Raw genomic sequence first — 16,892 nt, 5'->3', positions numbered from 1 at the left:
CCATGTCTGAAGCCGTCTGGATTTCTTTTGCATTCGGCCTTGGCCTTCTGGTCAAGGCCATTGGCCTCCCGCCCCTCGTCGGCTACCTGTGCGCAGGATTCCTTCTCAGTGGCCTGTCTTCGGTCACTCCCATCGACGTGGGCTCTACCGAAGTCCTGAACCATATCGCGCATATTGGCGTGCTTCTGCTGCTGTTTACCGTCGGGCTGAAGCTGAAACTGCGCTCTATCATCAGCCCTGAAGTCATCGGCGGCAGCCTGCTGCACTTCGCCATTACCTGCGGCATTTTCACCCCGGGCCTTTACCTGATCATGGATCTGGACTGGCAGACATCGCTGCTGCTGGCCATCGCCCTGTCGTTCTCAAGCACCGTTCTGGCCGCCAAAGTGCTTGAAGCCAAGCGTGAACTGCGGGCATTTCATGGCCGCGTTGCCATCGGCATCCTGATTATGCAGGACCTGATTGCGCTGGTGGTGATGAGTATCACAGCCGGCCAGACGCCGTCGGAATGGGCATTGGTGATCTTCGGCTTACCCTTGCTACGCCCGGCTCTGTTCCGTTTGCTGGATGCCAGTGGCCACGATGAACTGCTGGTGCTGCTGGGGTTGGTACTGGCCCTGGTACTTGGGGGTGCCGGGTTCGAGGCCGTGGGGTTGAGCTCAGAGCTCGGCGCGCTTGTCTTTGGTGCCATGCTGGCCAGCCATCCCAGGTCACAGGAGCTGGCCAAATCCCTCTGGAGCGTTAAGGAAATGTTTCTGGTGGGCTTCTTCCTTCAGATCGGCATCGGCGGCCTGCCGGGATCTGACGCGCTTCTGTTCGCGGTGGTTGCCGCCCTGGTCCTGCCATTGAAGGGCGTGCTCTTTTTCTTCCTGCTACTGGCCTTCCGTCTGAAGGCTCGCAGCAGCTTTCTGAGTACGCTTTCGTTGACCAACTACAGCGAGTTCGGCTTGATCGTTGCCAGCGTCGCGCTGCCACAATGGCTGGTGCCTCTCGCCATTACCGTGGCGCTCTCATTCGTGATCTCAGCCCCCGTCAATCGCTTCACTCACACCATCTACGAACGCTTCAGCCACCGCCTGATTCCGTTTGAAAGCAAACGGCGCCATCCGGATGAGCAGCCCATTTCCCTTGGCGACACCCGCGTTCTGGTGATGGGCATGGGGCGAACCGGAACCGCCGCCTATGACGAAATTGCAGGAGAAGAACCGCGAATCATGGGCCTGGATTCGGACCCCACAAAGACTGCACAGCAGCAGGCTCTGGGACGCAACGTCGTCTTTGGTGACGCCGAGGATACGTCGTTCTGGCAGGGCCTTCAGATGCCCCAAGTGGAATCGGTTATTCTCGCCTTGGGCGGCGACATCGAAGGCAAACTGATTGCCGTGCGCAACCTTCGTAAAAATGGATTCACCGGATTCATTGCCTCACACACGTTATACGAAGATGAAGCCAAGCAGATCCGCGACGCCGGCGCCGACGAGGCCTACCTGACCATGAGCGAAACCGGGGTGGCGCTGGCAAGCCAGATACTCAGGCGCAAGAGGCCTGATCACCCTGTACCCCCCGAACACGGCACGACCTGATGCAAAAAAGGACCTTCGGCAACAACAGCTCCATGACCCAGATGACCTCCCTGCATGAGGAGCGACTGGACCGGGCAGCCAGCATGCTGAAATCCACCGGGGCAACGCGGGTTCTGGACCTTGGCTGCGGCTCTGGCTCATTGATTCACAGGTTACTCGCCGATCCACATTTCACCCACATTGTCGGCCTGGAACAGTCTGGCCAATCGTTACAGCAGGCCAGACAGATTCTCGGAAACCATTTGCGGAATGCGCCTCATCGCCTTCAGCTCATTCGCGGCTCATACACCCAGGCCAACCCCGCTCTGAGCGGATTCGAAGCCGCGGCAATGATCGAAACCATCGAACATGTGAATCCGGAGCAGTTGTCGCAGGTCGAGCGCACCGTCTTTGGCGAGTACCGCCCAGGATTCCTGCTTATGACAACACCCAACAAAGAGTACAACCCACTGTATGACCTCGCCCCAGGCGAATTCCGTGAGCCCGATCATAAGTTTGAATGGGATCGCCAACGGTTTCAGAAATGGGCCCGTGGCGTGGCTCAGCGAAACGGTTACACCGTCACCTTCGGGGGCATCGGCGAATACGCCGCCGGTCTGGGCCAACCGACCCAAACCGCCCTGTTTTCGCTGGCAGACGCCCAAAAACTTATTGGCGACGACGCCAGGCGGTGAGCTCTGCCACTGTGTGCTGGAATTTGCGTCGGGTTTCTCGAATCACAAACGGCACATCCTGGGGTTCCTGAATTTCTTCGAAGTGGTGTGACAGAATCTCCCGCATTCCCTCGAGAACCGTTCGGGGCTGGCCGCCGCGTTCGAACCCCCCAATCCAGTTTGCCCGTGGCGTGAACTCTTCCAGCAACGTATAAGGTGAACTGATCACCAGGGTCCCAGTGTCGGTGAGTCTGCGATGAATATCCCGAAGAAAGGCTCCTGGATCCTGCAGGCGATCAATCAGATTACCGGCAAAAATCAGATCGTAGCCTGTATGGTTTTCAGAAAGCTGACAGGCATCTCCGGTTGAGAATGCCACCTTGTCCGCCGCTCGGGAAAGATCCAGGTCAGCCAGACTGACGGTTACGCGACGACCCAAATCCCCTTCATCCCGGCGAAAGAAATCAATGGCGCCGTCTTTGCGCATCGTGTTTGCGGCATCGACAAACCTTCGCGATAAATCGACGCCTTCCACGCTCTCAAAGACTCTACCAAGCTCCAGCGCGGTGCGACCCACAGCACAGCCCAGATCCAGAGCTTTGGCTTTGTCGCGACCCATCATTAGTTCCTGGCAGATACGAGCACAATGAGCTGGATAATTGCCGACCCCGAAATAACTATCCCCGAAATGAAAGTCCAGATACTGGCTCAGTAACTCATCCGTTTCATACACGTTCATTATGTGTCCTCACTGGTCGGTCATCAGGCATCGGATACGGCACAGGTGCGGAACCCGGTGAATACGTCGTTGCGCTGTGCCAGGTAAGCCTGCCGATAGGTGCCACGGATAAGGTTCGATGAGGTGGCGCAGCCGCCGCCCCGGGTTACCTTGTGATCACCGAACTGCAGGGTCGACATGAAGGGGTAGACGTCAATCTTGAATCCGTCGTAGGGGAAAAACTGGTCGCTGGTCCATTCCCAGACACTGCCAATCATCTGGCGACAGCCAAACGGGCTGTCGGATTCCGGATAGTCCCAGACCTGGTTCTGAGCCATGTTGCGACCATCAAGATCAGCCAGCACCGGCGTTGGCTGCTGGTTGCCCCAGGGGAATCGCCGGAATGGCTCACCGGGGCGGTTACCCAGGGCCGCCACTTCCCATTCGTATTCGGTTGGCAGGCGCCGCCCGGCCCACTGGCACCATGCCTCGGCCTCCCAGAAATTGACGTGTACAACCGGAGCATCCAGATTCAGGGCCTGCCATTGATCAAACAGCCGCTCCTGCCATTGCCCATCCTGCTGGCGCCAGTATGTCGGATGTGCCTGCTCCTGCGATTCCAACCACTTTCGACCACCAAACGACCAGAGCTCTGGCCGCTGGTAACCACCGTCCTCCACAAACGCCAGGAATTCACGATTGCTGACCGGCGTTTTGGAAATCGTAAAAGCCGGAAGCTCTACCTCAAATCGTGGTTTCTCATTGTCGAACGCAAAGTCCTCATGGGCGAAGGCGTCAGACTCGCCGGGCATGCCGATGAGCCAGCGACCGGCGGGTATCTGTGCATCGCCGGCCAAAGGTTCACCCGGCGCCACGCGTTCAGGCTGGAAATCGGGAATCGCCGGATAGGCCGAGGTTTGCCGACACCAGATAATGGATTCAATGTGCATGTTCTGGTGGAAAATCGAGTAGCGGTAGAGGTACAGCTCGCGATCCGTCAGCGGCCGGCTTTCAATCCGCGACGCCACCCGATCATAAATCGTATCAAAGTAAGCCAGGGTGGCGTCTCTGCCGGGAAACAGTTCCCGTGCCCAACGGTCTTTATGTTCGACGTGGAAGGAATCCCACAGGTCATCCATGGAAGGGTCATAGCTTGGCGTTCCGTCGAGCAGATTGAACACGAACACTTCGTAGAAAAAAGCCGCGTGCCCCATCTCCCAAAGCGGGGGATTCACACCCGGATGGTAGGGGACGTCCAGGGCTTCTTCGGGCAACGAAGTAATCAAGGCCCGAGTCCGCTTTCGTGCCGTCTCAAGCTCGGCAAGCAGAGTTGTTTTATCCACGTGCTTTTCTCCTGTCATTCACTCTCTGTTTGTACGTTATCAGAGCCACACACGGATGAATGCCCCACCGGCGACATAATGTCGTCTTTAAACCAGCAGAAAATTGAGGCTTTAATCATGCATTCGAGATAAATATCTGGTATTTTTTTCCGCAAACGGGCTTGCCACGGGCCTGAAATGCAAAGGAAATGCTATGACTAAACCGAATTATAGGGTCGTTTTTGACGGCAAGCCGCTTCCCGGATTTGATACAGAAACCGTCAGGTCCGCGGTCCAGTCAATGTTCAACCTGTCAGACGAGAAAACCGATCGATTATTTTCGGGCAAGCCAAAAATTCTAAAATCGGGGCTGACCCACGAGCAGGCCATCACCTACCAGGAACGCCTCGCAAGAATCGGTGCAGAGACTGAGCTGGCATCCCTCGAGGAGCGCGAACCTGAGCCTCTGACCGTGAAAACCAGTGAGTCGGAACCACCGACTGCGGAGCCACTGACAACGGAAGCGCCGGAAGCGCCGGAAGCCTCTGCCGACAGTATTCGACAGGCCGGGTTCCAGTTCACGGGCAATGGCAAAGAATATTTTGGTATCTGGATCGTCAACATTCTGCTGACCATTGTCACCCTGGGCATCTACTCGGCCTGGGCCACGGTACGGAACAACCAGTATTTCTACGGCAACACCAAACTGGACGACGCCAGCTTCCAGTACCTTGCCAAGCCCCTGACCATTCTGAAAGGCCGCCTGATCGCCCTGGCGGTGTTCGCAGCCTACGTCGTGCTATCAAATCTGTACGTTGAAGCGGGCTTGGTCTTCGCCGTTCTTCTGATTCCGGCTGTGCCCTGGATCATGATTAAATCCCTGCGATTCAAAGCTGTGAACAGCGCTTACCGGAACATTCGCTTTGATTTTCAGGGCCAATACGGCCAGGCCTTTATGGTGACCTTCGTCTGGCCTCTGCTGAATATGCTGACTCTTCTGCTACTGACGCCAGTGGTCATCAAAAAGACCCATGAGTTCATCGCCAATGGCAGCCGCTATGGCACCTCCGAATTTACCTTTCACGCCACCAATGGCCATTACTATCGTTTCTTTGGCAAAGGCCTGCTGATTGCGCTTGGCTTTGGCGTTGCGGCATTTCTCGCCCTGCGTTCGAACATGCAGGTCGTTGGCATGGTGATCGGTATCATCGGCTACATTGCGGTGTTCGGTTACTTTATCGCCGGTATCGCCAACCTGTTCCTCAACTCTGTGCAACTGTCAGATCACGGTTTTGAATCGGAACTGGAGCCCATGCAGATGGTGTGGATCTACTTCTCCAACAGCCTCCTGGTGGGCCTGACCCTTGGTTTGTACACCCCCTGGGCCAAGTGCCGCATCGCGAAGTATCGTGCCAGCCGTACCTCCATGCTCGTGGACGGAGACCTGGACCAGTTCGTCGCCGCGGAAGAGAACCGCACAAGCGCGTTGGGACAGGAATTGGGGGATGCTTTTGATGTCGACTTCGCAGCCATCTGAAGTCGCCATTGAAGGCTCATTGTTTTCCGGCCGGAACTCACATCGACAGGGCGCCACGCTGCGCTCTGTCGACGAGCTGGCGGTGATTGAATGGCCTGGGGGAAAACTCAGGTTGGAACCCGATGATATCGACATTTCACCTCGCATCGGCAATACACCACGCTACCTCTACCTGCCAGACGATCAGGTATTCGAAACCACGGATAACGACGGTGTAGACCGGCTCAGCAAACAGATCGGAGCGGGCGCCAGCCGATGGATTCACCGGCTGGAAAACCATCTGGGGCTGATTCTGCTGGCTTCAGTCTTTACCCTGGCCACGGTTGCCTTTGTGTTTGTTTATGGGGTGCCCTGGACTTCACAGGCCATTGCCAACGCCCTGCCAGACGAACTGGTAGAACACGTCGGCGACTCCAGTCTGGAGACGCTGGACAAGCTCTGGTTCGAGCCAACCAATCTGCCACCCGAGCGCCAGAAAACGCTGCAATCCAGGTTTGCGCCCTTCCTGACCCCGGTCGATGGACAGGATCTGGAGGTAGTGTTCCGATCCTCGGATGCCATCGGAGCGAACGCCATGGCGTTGCCAAATGGCACGTTGATATTCACCGATGACCTCGTCAATCTTGCCGAAGATGACAACGAGCTGGTGGCGATTCTCGCCCATGAAATCGGTCACGTGGCCCACCGCCACGGTATGAAAGGTGTGGTTCAATCCTCTTTGACCACCTGGTTAATCGTCTTGATGACCGGCGACCTGTCGGCCTTTTCTGACACCACCGTCGCCCTTCCTGCGATACTGATGAGCCTCGCCTATTCCCGTGATCTGGAAAGGGAAGCCGACGGCTATGCACTGGAAACCCTGAAAGCCAATCAGATTCCTGCCAGGCATTTCGCCAACATTATGGAACGCTTGATGGCCACCCATGGTGAACCCGAGTCAGACGAAGACAACGACAGCGATGGCTGGCATCAGATCGGTGATTTGCTGTCGAGCCATCCCGGTACCGCGGAGCGGATTGAACGCTTCCGACAACAACCCTAGCGCCCTGATGCGGGCTTCCGGGCAAACGAAGGCCTGCTATATTGAAGAGATCAGCAACGGACATTGCGAAGGAATGCCGTCGATATGGAAGCCCGTCGTCCGGAGCAGGCTGTTTTTCAGACCCGCAACCTCACCAAAATCTACCAGCAGGGCGAAGTGGAAATTGCCGCCCTGAGAGGCATCAACCTTGACCTTTTCGAGGCCGAGCTGGTGGTTATGCTGGGCGCCTCGGGCTCCGGCAAATCGACCCTGCTGAATATTCTGGGCGGCCTTGACGTGCCCTCCGGCGGAGAAGCCCGCTATCTGGACATCAACCTCAGCCACGCCGGAGACAGAGAACTCACTCGCTACCGCCGCGACTTCGTGGGCTTCGTTTTTCAGTTCTACAATCTGATACCCAGCCTGACCGCCCGCGAAAACGTCGTTGCCGTCACCGAGATTGCGCAAGACCCGATGTCCCCGGAAGACGCTTTGGCCATGGTTGGCCTCGAGGAGCGCATGGACCATTTTCCTGCGCAACTCTCCGGCGGAGAACAACAGCGGGTCGCGATTGCCCGGGCCATTGCCAAGCGCCCCCGGGTGTTGCTGTGCGATGAGCCGACAGGCGCTCTTGATTCCACCACCGGTGTGCTGGTGTTGGCGGCACTTGAAAGGGCCAATCGCGAAACCGGCACAACTACGGTGATTATCACTCATAACGCGTCCATCGCCCGGATGGCTGACCGAGTCATTACCCTCTCCGACGGTGCGATCAGCGGGGAACACCGCAACGCGAAGCGTCAGGACCCAATGAGCCTGAGCTGGTAACGCCATGAATTTCTTTGGCTCCAACGTTCTTCGCACCAAACTTCGCCGCGAACTCTGGCAGATGCGCGGGCAGATGCTTGCCATTGCCCTGGTGATTGCCGGTGGCATTGCGGTGTGTCTGCTTTCGCTGGTGAATTACGACTCTCTTAGCGCGACCCGCGAACAGTATTACCGTAATTACCATTTCGCAGACCTGTTCCTGTCCCTGAAACGGGCGCCCCGATACCTGGTCCAGCAAGTGTCAGAGATTCCAGGCGCTGGGCGGATCAGTGCCCGCATTGAGGGTACCGCAAGGCTCGCCGTCTCCGGATTTTCCGACCCGGTGTCGGCCCGACTGGTCTCGTTGCCCACCACAGGACAACCGTCAGTCAATCGCCTTTACCTTCGCCACGGTCGCTTGCCCTCCCCTCAGAGGAATGATGAAACCGCCGTGATCGGCAGTTTTGCCGAAGCCCATGGGCTGACGCTCGGCGACGAACTGGGTGCCATCATCAACGGCCGCCAGCAATCTCTCCGCATTGTTGGCATTGTGGAATCGCCGGAATTCATTTACGTCATTCCACCGGGCGGAATGCTCCCGGATTTTGAGCGATTTGGTGTGCTCTGGATGACCGAGAAAGCCCTCGCCTCCGCCATGGACATGACCGGCGCATTCAATAGCCTGGCGATGGAAATCAACCCCGACACAACCATCGCCGACATGATCGACCGCATTGATCGCCTGTTCACCGCTTACGGCGGTGTCGGCGCGATCGGCCGGGAAGATCAGTTCTCTCATCGTTTTCTGTCCGACGAGCTCAACCAGTTGAAAACCATGGCGTCCATTTTTCCGGCGATTTTTCTGGGCGTGGCAATGTTTCTGCTTAACGTGGTGATCAGTCGGCTGGTCAGCACCCAGCGGGACGTCATTGCGGTGCTCAAGGCCTTTGGCTATTCCAATCGCGAAATTGGCTGGCATTACAGTCAGTTGGTGCTGATCGTCGCCCTGATGGGATTCGTCATTGGCTGTGTCGCCGGGGTCTGGCTGGGCCGCGAACTGGGCGAACTGTACATGGATTATTACCGGTTTCCTGAGTTGCTGTTCCAGATCAGCCCGGCATGGATCGCCATTCTCGCCGTCATCACGCTCTGCGTCGCCTGGCTCGGCGGCTGGAAGTCCATCGTTCAGGCTACGCGCTTGCCACCTGCGGAAGCCATGCGCCCCGAAGGCCCGGCTCGATTTCGGGTATCGATGTTGGAAACCTGGTTGTCGACCGGTCGGCTGACACAAACCTCAAGAATGATCGTCCGCCAGCTGTCCCACCGGCCCGGTCGAACCCTGTCGTCCGCCCTTGGAGTTGCCATGGCCACCGCCGTGGTGCTGATCGGCAACTTCCAGCTCAGCTCTGTCTCTATGATGGTTCACACCCAGTTCTCCGTGGCCCAGAAGCACGATATCAGCGCCGCTTTGTACGAGCCGGTGGGTTATCGGGAGCTGTATTCGCTCAAGCAACAGCCTGGTATACGGTTTGTGGAGGGTAGCCGGGTTGTTCCGGTTGAATTGATTAACGGCCATCGACGCCAGCGTACCGCGCTGAGCGGCATTCCCGAAGCCGCGAAGCTTCAGTCTGTGGTGAATGAACGGTTAAACGACGTTCCCATTCCTCCGGCAGGCCTGCTGCTCACCGACTTTCTGGCGACCAGTCTCGATATTCGCGCGGGCGACGAGGTCACGGTGCGTATTCTGGATGGCCAGCGAGCCACACTGACCCTGCCAGTTGCCGGTGTGACCAGTGAGTTCCTGGGCGTCGGTGCCTACCTGAATCTGGCAGCAATGAACCGGGCCATGGGTGAAGGCCCATTGATCAACCGGATTCTGATGACCCTCGATCCCGCGCAGCTGCAGGAGGTCTACGAGTACCTGTATGACATCCCCGGCGTCATGGCCATCAATCGTCGGCAAGCCATGCTGGACAGCTTCTACGAGACGCTGGCGAAGACGTTCCTGACCTACACGTTCATCATCAGTTTGCTCGGCGGCGTTATCGCCTTTGGCGTGATTTACAATACGGCCCGGATTTCCCTGTCCGAACGGGGACGTGATCTGGCCAGCCTTCGGGTGCTGGGCTACGGCCACAATGAAGTGTCCCATGTACTGCTGGGGGAACTCGCCCTGCTGCTTATGATTGGCATCCCGCTGGGATGGGGCATTGGTCACGTCATCGCAACGGCCATTGTGACGGCCATGCAAACCGAGCTTTACCGTGTGCCACTGGTGGTTTCAAACCACACGCTGGCGCTGTCAGCCACCGTGGTCATTGCATCTGCTCTGGTGTCCGGGTTCATTAGCTGGCGGAAAATCCGAAAGCTGGACCTGGTGTCGGTGCTCAAAACTCGAGAGTAAAACGGATAGCCTCAGGAGACCCTGAATATGTCACCAAGCAAATCGTCAGTCGGCAAACGGTCAATGGGCAAATGGCTGTTCTGGTTACTGTTCGCGGTTCTCGCCATCATCCTGGTTATCGGTGTGCTTCGTCCTGAGCCTATCTGGGTCGACGTGGCAGAGGCCAAACGCGGTCCTATCGAGGTCACGATTGCTGAACAGGGCACGACCCGGGTGAAAGACCGGTTCGTGGTTTCCTCTCCCGTCACCGGTTTCCTGCACCGGCTGGAATTTCAGGTCGGAGACGAGGTTATCCCTGGAGAGCTTCTGACCCACGTGAACCCCATGCCGTCCGAAATGCTTGATGCCCGCAGTCGCGCCGAAGCCCAGGCTCGGGTTGCCGCCGCCCAGTCAGCCCTCAATTCGGCCCGCCAGAACGTCAGCGCCGCCCGCGCCGATGCGGAATTTGCAGACAGCGAATACCAGAGGCTTCGAAGCCTGGAAAGCTCACAGTTTGTGTCCAAAGAACAGCTGGACAAAATCAAAGCGGCCCTGACCCGAGCCAGAGCGATTCTTCGTTCAGCGGTATTTGAAGAGGAGGTAGCCACTCACGAGCTGGCCGGGGCCCGCACGCATCTTGAGGTATCGGCGGCACGGGCAGCCGGAGAGAAACCCGCCGAACAGGTCGCCCTGCGTTCCCCGGTCAACGGCGCGGTGCTGGGCATCATGCGCAAAAGCGAGGGCGTCATACAGGCCGGCGAAGCCATTCTGGAGCTGGGCGATGCCGGTGCCCTCGAGGTGGTCGTGGATGTATTGAGTTCCGACGCGGTCAGGCTGACACCCGGGACAGCGGCAAGACTCCACGGATGGGGCGGAAATCCTTTAAATGCCGTGGTTCGTCGAATCGAGCCGGTGGGCTTCGAGGACGTCTCTGCCCTTGGCGTGAAAGAACAGAGAGTGCAGGTCATTCTCGACCTGACCAGTCCACGAGCCGACTGGGCCAACCTGGGCGATGGTTATGCGGTCGATGCCGAGTTCCTTCTCTGGTCATCCGAGGACAGCCTGCAAATTCCTGCCTCGTCACTATTTGTTAAAGACGGCGCATCGTATGTTTTCGTTGTGGAAGACGACACAGCAAGCGTTTCATCCGTTGAAACGGGCAGGAGCAACGGCTTGCGCACGGTCATCCTGAGTGGCCTCGAAGAAGGCGAAAAAGTCGTCCGGCATCCCAGCCGGGAACTGGAGGATGGAGATCGGATCCAGGTCAGATAAACCGGCCATGTCTGGTAAGCTTGGACTTTCGGCGAAAAGCGATGCTCTAGATCGCAAACCTCACGACACGACGAAAGGAAGCCAGAATGACCGCACGCAAGCGCCCCGTAAGTGCATCTGCCGTTGAAGGGCACGTCTACAAAGTCTTTCCAAATGACATGAACTCCCACCAGACTGTCTTTGGCGGCATGATCATGTCGAAATGCGACCGGCTGGCGCTCGTCGTGGCAGAACGTCATTCCGGCTGCGTCTGCGTAACAGCAGCGGTGGACTCCATCTATTTCCGGGCACCCGCCAAAGGCAACGATACTCTGATCTTCAGCCTGTCTTTGAACCGAAGCTGGGGCTCCTCCATGGAAATTGGCGCTCGCGTAGAAGCGGAAAACAGCTACACCGGTGACTGCCGACACATCCTGTCTGCATTTTTTACCTTTGTGGCTCTGGACGAAAACGACAAGCCAATTGACGTTCCCGCCGTCGAGCCCCAGAACGAAGATCAGCAACGCCGGTACGAAAACGCAGAAATCCGACGCCAGATCCGGCTCGAAAGCCGTGACCGGCTTAAAGCACGGAAGAATTAGCCCTCAAACTCAACTAGAATGATCTAAGACATTCTTCTGATCGGGAGCCGCGGTGTCTGCAATCATTCGCCTGGTTCTGGGCCTGACTCTGGCTGCAACCTGCCTCGCAAGAGCCGGTGAAGCAGCAACATCTGACAAACTCCAGATGCTGGTCATTCACAGCTATGGCCCGGATTCCATCTGGGTACAGGGCATTGAGGAAGGTCTGGCAGAAACTCTCCCTGTCGGGCTTGAGGTGCATTACGCCTACCTGAATACCAAGAGACTGCCAGCCGCACATCACGCAGAAGCTGCGGAAAGAGTCTGGGAGGACTTTCAGGCGCAACAGCCGGACCTGGTTCTGATCTGCGATGACAATGCCATGCATCTGCTTGGTGAGCGGGTCTCGGAACACGTGCCAACGGTATTCTGTGGCGTTAACGGTGGCCTTCGCGACGACTACCCATGGGCTCTTGATGGCCGCGCTGTCACCGGAGTCATCGAACGCCCCGTCATTCGTCGGGCGGCCTTCATGATCAGCAAAACGCTTGACCTCAATGCCCGAAATGCTCTGATTCTGCTGGGGAGTAGCACCACCGCCAGAGCATTTCTGAAACACGACATGGGCGGTGAAAGAAAGTCTCTTATTTGGGAGAATCTGCGCGCCGAGGTCAGAGTGGTGGATAATCTGGCCAGTTTTCAGGACGAAGTTCGCAGCAGCAAGGATGCAGGGTTCGATTTTCTTCTGGTAGCGGGCCATCAGGCCTTAAGGGACCAGAGCGGCAGAGCCATGTCTCTGGATGAGGTGAACGAATGGATCTCACGCCACTCTCCACTGCCAGCTTTTACGGTTCACCTGAATTCGATCGGAAAAAACCGTTTGATTGGCGGCCTCACGCTGCTCGGGTCTATGATGGGCAGAGAAACCGGCAATCAGATCAGCGCGTTGATAGAACAGGATATGGACACCCGAAAAGTTCCGATCATCCACTATGACCATGGCCAACTTGTGGTCAGTAAACACGAACTGGAACGCCATGGCCTGTCGATCCGCGACAGCTTCAGTGATCACGTTGTGTTCGTGGAATAACCCACAAAAAAGCCCCGCCGGTTTCCCGAGCGGGGCTTTTTTGTAGGCGACTCCCGGCGAACCGGGAGCGACAACTGTTTTCTAAACCTCGTTCAAGACCGGGTCTTAGAACTGGTTCATGGTGTTGTCTTTACCGCCTGCCTTCAGAGCCGCATCACCTGCAAAGAACTCTTTGTGGTCATCGCCGATGTTAGAACCGGCCATGTCCTGGTGCTTCACAGTCGCGATACCCTGACGGATTTCCTTACGCTGAACGCCTGCAACGTAGGCCAGCATGCCTTCGTCACCGAAGTAACCTTTGGCCAGGTTGTCGGTAGACAGAGCGGCCGTGTGGTAAGTCGGCAGAGTGATCAGGTGGTGGAAGATACCAGCTTCGGCAGAGCCCTTACGCTGGAAGTCCGCTGTCCACTCGTCGGCCAGCTTGCCGAGTTCGGTGTCGTCGTACTTGGCGTTCATCAGGTCTGCACGCTCGTAGGCAGATACGTCCTTGCCTTCTTCCTGCCACGCGTCGAATACCTGCTGACGGAAGTTCAGAGTCCAGTTGAAAGACGGGCTGTTGTTGTAAACCAGCTTGGCATCTGGAACCACTTCCTTGATGCGGTTAACCATGGAGGCGATCTGACCAACGTGCGGCTTCTCGGTCTCGATCCACAGCAGGTCGGCGCCGTTCTGCAGGCTGGTGATACAGTCCAGAACAACACGATCTTCGCCAGTGCCAGGCTTGAACTGGAACAGGCCAGAAGCCAGACGCTTAGGACGAACCAGCTGACCTTTCTGCTTGATCACAACGTCGCCGTTGTTGATGTCTTCGGCTTTCTCGATCACTTCACCGTCGATGAAGCTGTTGTACTGGTCACCCAGATCGCCCGGCTCGTTGGTCACGGCAATCTTCTGGGTCAGGCCAGCGCCCAGGGAGTCAGTACGCGCAACGATAACGCCGTCGTCGATACCCAGCTCAAGGAAGGCCAGACGAACTGCGTTGATCTTGGACAGGAAGTCAGCGTGCGGAACGGTTACTTTACCGTCCTGGTGGCCACACTGCTTCTCGTCAGACACCTGGTTTTCCAACTGGATGCAGCAAGCACCGGCTTCGATCATCTGCTTGGCCAGCAGGTAAGTCGCTTCGGCGTTACCGAAACCAGCGTCGATGTCGGCAATGATCGGCACAACGTGAGTTTCGTGGTTGTCGATCTGCTTGATCAGTTCCTGAGCCTTGGCGTTGTCGCCAGCGTTCTCAGCTTCTTCCAGTGCGCGGAACAGATGGTTCAGTTCCCAGGCATCCGCCTGACGCAGGAAGGTGTACAGCTCTTCGATCAGGCCAGAAACGGCAGTCTTCTCGTGCATGGACTGGTCAGGCAGCGGGCCAAACTCAGAACGCAGAGCAGCAACCATCCAGCCAGACAGGTACAGGTAACGACGCTTGGTAGTACCGAAATGCTTCTTGATCGACAGCAGCTTCTGCTGACCGATGAAGCCGTGCCAGCAACCCAGAGACTGGGTGTACTGAGAGGTATCGTTGTCGTAGTTCGCCATGTCTTCGCGCATGATCTTGGCGGTGTACTTGGCGATGTCCAGACCGGTCTTGAATTTGTTCTGGGCGCGCATGCGAGCCGCGTGCTCAGGCTTGATGGCGTTCCAGGTAGGGTTCTGCTTCAGAAGGGAAGCAATGTGGTCTACGTCTTGTGCGTATGGCATGGTCTCAGTCCTGTCTTCTAAGGTTTGAGGTGCTCTTTGAGTGAAGCTAAAAAGCGACTTCCGTGAGTCAGCAGCCGATCAAAAAACAACCAGCTTTCTGACGTTGACGACCACTCTAATGATTTTGATTTTATAATTGAAATTTATATAAATTATTTTCAGCATTTTTCTGGTGAATGGCCTGCTAATACTTAGGTATTACAAAGCACAATCAACCGATCGCCGGGTTTCAGGTCCAGAAAATCGCCTTTTTGCGGGTTCAAAAAACACTGCCTGCCGGTCTCGTCAGGCCTGGCTCGCCAGACACCCAGAGCCAGCTCGCCGCTTGCCGCCAGGACCTTTTCCAGTACCTGAAAAGAGGTGCTGGCAGGTAACGGGTAATCCTGCGGATCACGAAACTGAATTTCAGAGCCCCCTACTGTGAACAGCTCATCCAGCACCACCCTCAGCTCTCGTCGCAGAGCTACCTGAGCCAACACGTGACTGACAATCATCGGGCTGATCATCACTTCGCTCTGGTAGGCCATCAGCAAATTGCGGTTGTCCGGGTCACTGAGCTCCATCAGCATTTGCGGTGTGCGAGTGCCCTCACTGAGTAAATCTTCAAGTTGCAGATAACCCACCATGGTTCGAGCATCGGCCTCTTCTCCGGTAGCGAGACGGTCACTGCTTAACAACAGGATGGCGTCATAATTCAACGGGCCCACTTGCCTGAGCTCACCCTCGACCATGTAGTCCGCTTCTACATGACGGCAGATGACGCTTCTCTGATCTCCCAGATAACGATCGATTTCACGCTGGCGTTCAGACGCAGGCACCACAGACACCACATCGACTTCAAAACGCCGCTGGCTGTAGCTGACCAGTTCATGGATCAGGCCTGGCACCCTGCGGTTCCAGCCAAGTAACAGGACGCGATACACCTCTGTCGACGCCGAGGGCCTTCTCGGAACACTGGCGACGCGTTCGATCAATGGTGCGGCCGGGGCCTTGAGGTCGGCGTCGGTTTCCGTGTAATCACGAGCCAGCATCACCACCCGATCTTCAGCCGCAACTTTGATATCCGTCGGCGCAGGCATCTGAACCGCCCAGCTGTTTCCGGACGATTTCAGTATCCCCATCACAATCGCTTTCGGGCGTTGGCTGGCCACCTGAGCCAGGGTCTGGCCCACCATGTTTTCGCCTCCGCGAATGTAGACCTCGTTGCCGTTGCCCGATGAAAACAGTTCGTTGTAGATGCCAGACAGACCCGGGTGCAGGATATTCTGAACCATCAATCGGCTGATGGTGGCATCACCAGCCACCACCTCCAGCGCGCCTGGGTAGGCTCGCTCGAACACCGGGTATTTGCGAATGTCCTGAATCTCCGCCACGACGAACGGTAACGGGGCTCCCAGGCTCCGTGCCCGAGCGGCAATCGTCAGCAAGGCCTTCACAGTGCCTACGTCGGACGGCACCAGACTGCCCGCCTCGTGGACCGCGCTCGGCACAATAACCGCCGAAGCATCCAGGCAGGCCACCCGTTCAAGCGCCTCTGGCTGAATCGCAACGCCCGAGCGCAGGATGATCTGCCTGGCTTTGTTGCCAATCCCCGGTTCGGTTTTCAGTTCATGCACCTGCTGCGCAGACGCTGACTCAGACAGAACCACCAGCCGCAACTTACTGGCGTCGTGTTTCTCCAGGAATCGCCGCATACGGCCTGATGAGCTCAAGAGCTCCCCCAGCAAGGGCAAAGTCTGGTTGGTCCAACCCAGCACCACAATGTGGTTTCTCAGGGTTACCGGAGTCAGTCCGCGCTCAAGATCGGTCATCTTGGCGATCAACCAGCGAGTCAGGATGGCAACCAGTGTGCCCATGAAAACCACATAGCCGCTGATGGTCAGGATGGTGGACACCAACCGCTGCCAGTTGCCCACGTCATCGCCGAGATAACCGGGGTCTGTCAGTCGCAGGAACGCCCACCAGATGGCATCGCCCACGTCGCTGAAAGAGTCACCCAGGGGCACGACCAGCAAGCCGCCGATCAGAGAGATCAACCCGATAAAGACGCCCACCACGAGCAGCTGGAACCCGGCACCTTTTACGAGCTGGCGCTCTACGACAAATTTAACGCGATCAATAAGCCGAAACGGCAGCATGGTTTTCCTCTATGCAGGTGACACGAAACACATTTCGTGATCGTATATCAGTTTATGAGCTATTCAACGTTACCGCTGCTGATTTGTTTGTTCGCAATACTGGCCGGCTGCGC

General features: G+C 57.0%; 13 protein-coding genes. 9 read left to right on the top strand and 4 right to left on the bottom strand.

The window, feature by feature from the left end; genetic code table 11:
- Positions 1-2: 2 nt before the first annotated feature.
- Together QLQ17_RS03505 and QLQ17_RS03500 are read left to right on the top strand one after the other, a co-directional pair.
- Entirely contained in the window at positions 3-1,583 is a 1,581-nt protein-coding gene (locus tag QLQ17_RS03505) for a cation:proton antiporter domain-containing protein (RefSeq protein WP_283208149.1), read from the top strand.
- Positions 1,583-2,257, top strand: coding sequence for a methyltransferase (locus tag QLQ17_RS03500; protein WP_283208148.1), 675 nt, complete (start codon positions 1,583-1,585; stop codon positions 2,255-2,257). Before QLQ17_RS03505 ends, QLQ17_RS03500 begins: the two co-directional genes overlap by 1 nt.
- On the opposite strand, the gene QLQ17_RS03495 is transcribed toward QLQ17_RS03500, so the two are convergent.
- Positions 2,232-2,975 carry a putative 4-mercaptohistidine N1-methyltransferase gene (locus tag QLQ17_RS03495; protein WP_283208147.1) on the bottom strand — a complete coding sequence of 248 codons (744 nt, stop codon included), beginning with the start codon at positions 2,973-2,975 and terminating at the stop codon, positions 2,232-2,234. The two genes, QLQ17_RS03500 and QLQ17_RS03495, sit on opposite strands and share 26 nt — an antisense overlap.
- A 23-nt stretch (positions 2,976-2,998) precedes the next feature.
- Complete coding sequence (senA, locus tag QLQ17_RS03490) at positions 2,999-4,297, bottom strand: selenoneine synthase SenA (RefSeq protein WP_283208146.1); 1,299 nt, start codon at positions 4,295-4,297, stop codon at positions 2,999-3,001.
- A 193-nt stretch (positions 4,298-4,490) separates the two neighbouring features.
- Between senA and QLQ17_RS03485 the strand changes: the two genes are divergently transcribed.
- The 7 genes from QLQ17_RS03485 to QLQ17_RS03455 all read left to right on the top strand — a co-directional run bounded on the left by QLQ17_RS03485 (position 4,491) and on the right by QLQ17_RS03455 (position 12,946).
- Positions 4,491-5,813, top strand: coding sequence for a YjgN family protein (locus QLQ17_RS03485; RefSeq protein WP_283208145.1), 1,323 nt, complete (start codon positions 4,491-4,493; stop codon positions 5,811-5,813).
- Positions 5,791-6,855: a M48 family metallopeptidase gene (locus tag QLQ17_RS03480; protein WP_283208144.1), complete on the top strand. Its 1,065-nt coding sequence runs from the start codon at positions 5,791-5,793 to the stop codon at positions 6,853-6,855. The genes QLQ17_RS03485 and QLQ17_RS03480 overlap by 23 nt, the downstream gene beginning before the upstream one ends.
- An 84-nt stretch (positions 6,856-6,939) precedes the next feature.
- Positions 6,940-7,662: an ABC transporter ATP-binding protein gene (locus QLQ17_RS03475; protein ID WP_283208143.1), complete on the top strand. Its 723-nt coding sequence runs from the start codon at positions 6,940-6,942 to the stop codon at positions 7,660-7,662.
- A 4-nt stretch (positions 7,663-7,666) separates the two neighbouring features.
- A complete protein-coding gene (locus QLQ17_RS03470; RefSeq protein ID WP_283208142.1) occupies positions 7,667-10,045 on the top strand; it encodes an ABC transporter permease in 2,379 nt (792 codons plus the stop codon).
- Between the two features lie 27 nt (positions 10,046-10,072).
- A complete protein-coding gene (locus QLQ17_RS03465) occupies positions 10,073-11,296 on the top strand; it encodes an efflux RND transporter periplasmic adaptor subunit (protein ID WP_283208141.1) in 1,224 nt (407 codons plus the stop codon).
- Positions 11,297-11,382: 86 nt separating this feature from the next.
- On the top strand, positions 11,383-11,877 hold the full coding sequence (locus QLQ17_RS03460) for an acyl-CoA thioesterase (RefSeq protein WP_283208140.1): 495 nt from the start codon (positions 11,383-11,385) through the stop codon (positions 11,875-11,877).
- Positions 11,878-11,929: 52 nt separating this feature from the next.
- Positions 11,930-12,946: a hypothetical protein gene (locus tag QLQ17_RS03455; protein WP_283208139.1), complete on the top strand. Its 1,017-nt coding sequence runs from the start codon at positions 11,930-11,932 to the stop codon at positions 12,944-12,946.
- Between the two features lie 105 nt (positions 12,947-13,051).
- Here QLQ17_RS03455 and QLQ17_RS03450 read toward each other — a convergent pair whose 3' ends face one another.
- On the bottom strand, positions 13,052-14,641 hold the full coding sequence (locus QLQ17_RS03450; RefSeq protein ID WP_283208138.1) for an isocitrate lyase: 1,590 nt from the start codon (positions 14,639-14,641) through the stop codon (positions 13,052-13,054).
- Positions 14,642-14,832: 191 nt separating this feature from the next.
- The gene (locus QLQ17_RS03445) at positions 14,833-16,779 is read right to left on the bottom strand and encodes a CASTOR/POLLUX-related putative ion channel (protein ID WP_283208137.1); all 1,947 of its coding nucleotides are present in this window, start codon (positions 16,777-16,779) and stop codon (positions 14,833-14,835) included.
- Positions 16,780-16,892: the final 113 nt, after the last annotated feature.

This window comes from Marinobacter sp. CHS3-4 (genome assembly GCF_030053415.1).
Taxonomy (GTDB): Bacteria; Pseudomonadota; Gammaproteobacteria; order Pseudomonadales; family Oleiphilaceae; genus Marinobacter.
This window is presented reverse-complemented; position numbering and strand designations above follow the sequence as displayed.

What these genes read in the sequence shown, in the direction of transcription:
- QLQ17_RS03505 (WP_283208149.1), top strand. Translation starts at nt 3, where the DNA reads ATGTCTGAAGCCGTCTGGATTTCTTTTGCATTCGGCCTTGGCCTTCTG.
- QLQ17_RS03500 (WP_283208148.1), top strand. Translation starts at nt 1,583, where the DNA reads ATGCAAAAAAGGACCTTCGGCAACAACAGCTCCATGACCCAGATGACC.
- QLQ17_RS03495 (WP_283208147.1), bottom strand. Translation starts at nt 2,975, where the DNA reads ATGAACGTGTATGAAACGGATGAGTTACTGAGCCAGTATCTGGACTTT.
- QLQ17_RS03485 (WP_283208145.1), top strand. Translation starts at nt 4,491, where the DNA reads ATGACTAAACCGAATTATAGGGTCGTTTTTGACGGCAAGCCGCTTCCC.
- QLQ17_RS03480 (WP_283208144.1), top strand. Translation starts at nt 5,791, where the DNA reads ATGTCGACTTCGCAGCCATCTGAAGTCGCCATTGAAGGCTCATTGTTT.
- QLQ17_RS03475 (WP_283208143.1), top strand. Translation starts at nt 6,940, where the DNA reads ATGGAAGCCCGTCGTCCGGAGCAGGCTGTTTTTCAGACCCGCAACCTC.
- QLQ17_RS03470 (WP_283208142.1), top strand. Translation starts at nt 7,667, where the DNA reads ATGAATTTCTTTGGCTCCAACGTTCTTCGCACCAAACTTCGCCGCGAA.
- QLQ17_RS03465 (WP_283208141.1), top strand. Translation starts at nt 10,073, where the DNA reads ATGTCACCAAGCAAATCGTCAGTCGGCAAACGGTCAATGGGCAAATGG.
- QLQ17_RS03460 (WP_283208140.1), top strand. Translation starts at nt 11,383, where the DNA reads ATGACCGCACGCAAGCGCCCCGTAAGTGCATCTGCCGTTGAAGGGCAC.
- QLQ17_RS03450 (WP_283208138.1), bottom strand. Translation starts at nt 14,641, where the DNA reads ATGCCATACGCACAAGACGTAGACCACATTGCTTCCCTTCTGAAGCAG.
- QLQ17_RS03445 (WP_283208137.1), bottom strand. Translation starts at nt 16,779, where the DNA reads ATGCTGCCGTTTCGGCTTATTGATCGCGTTAAATTTGTCGTAGAGCGC.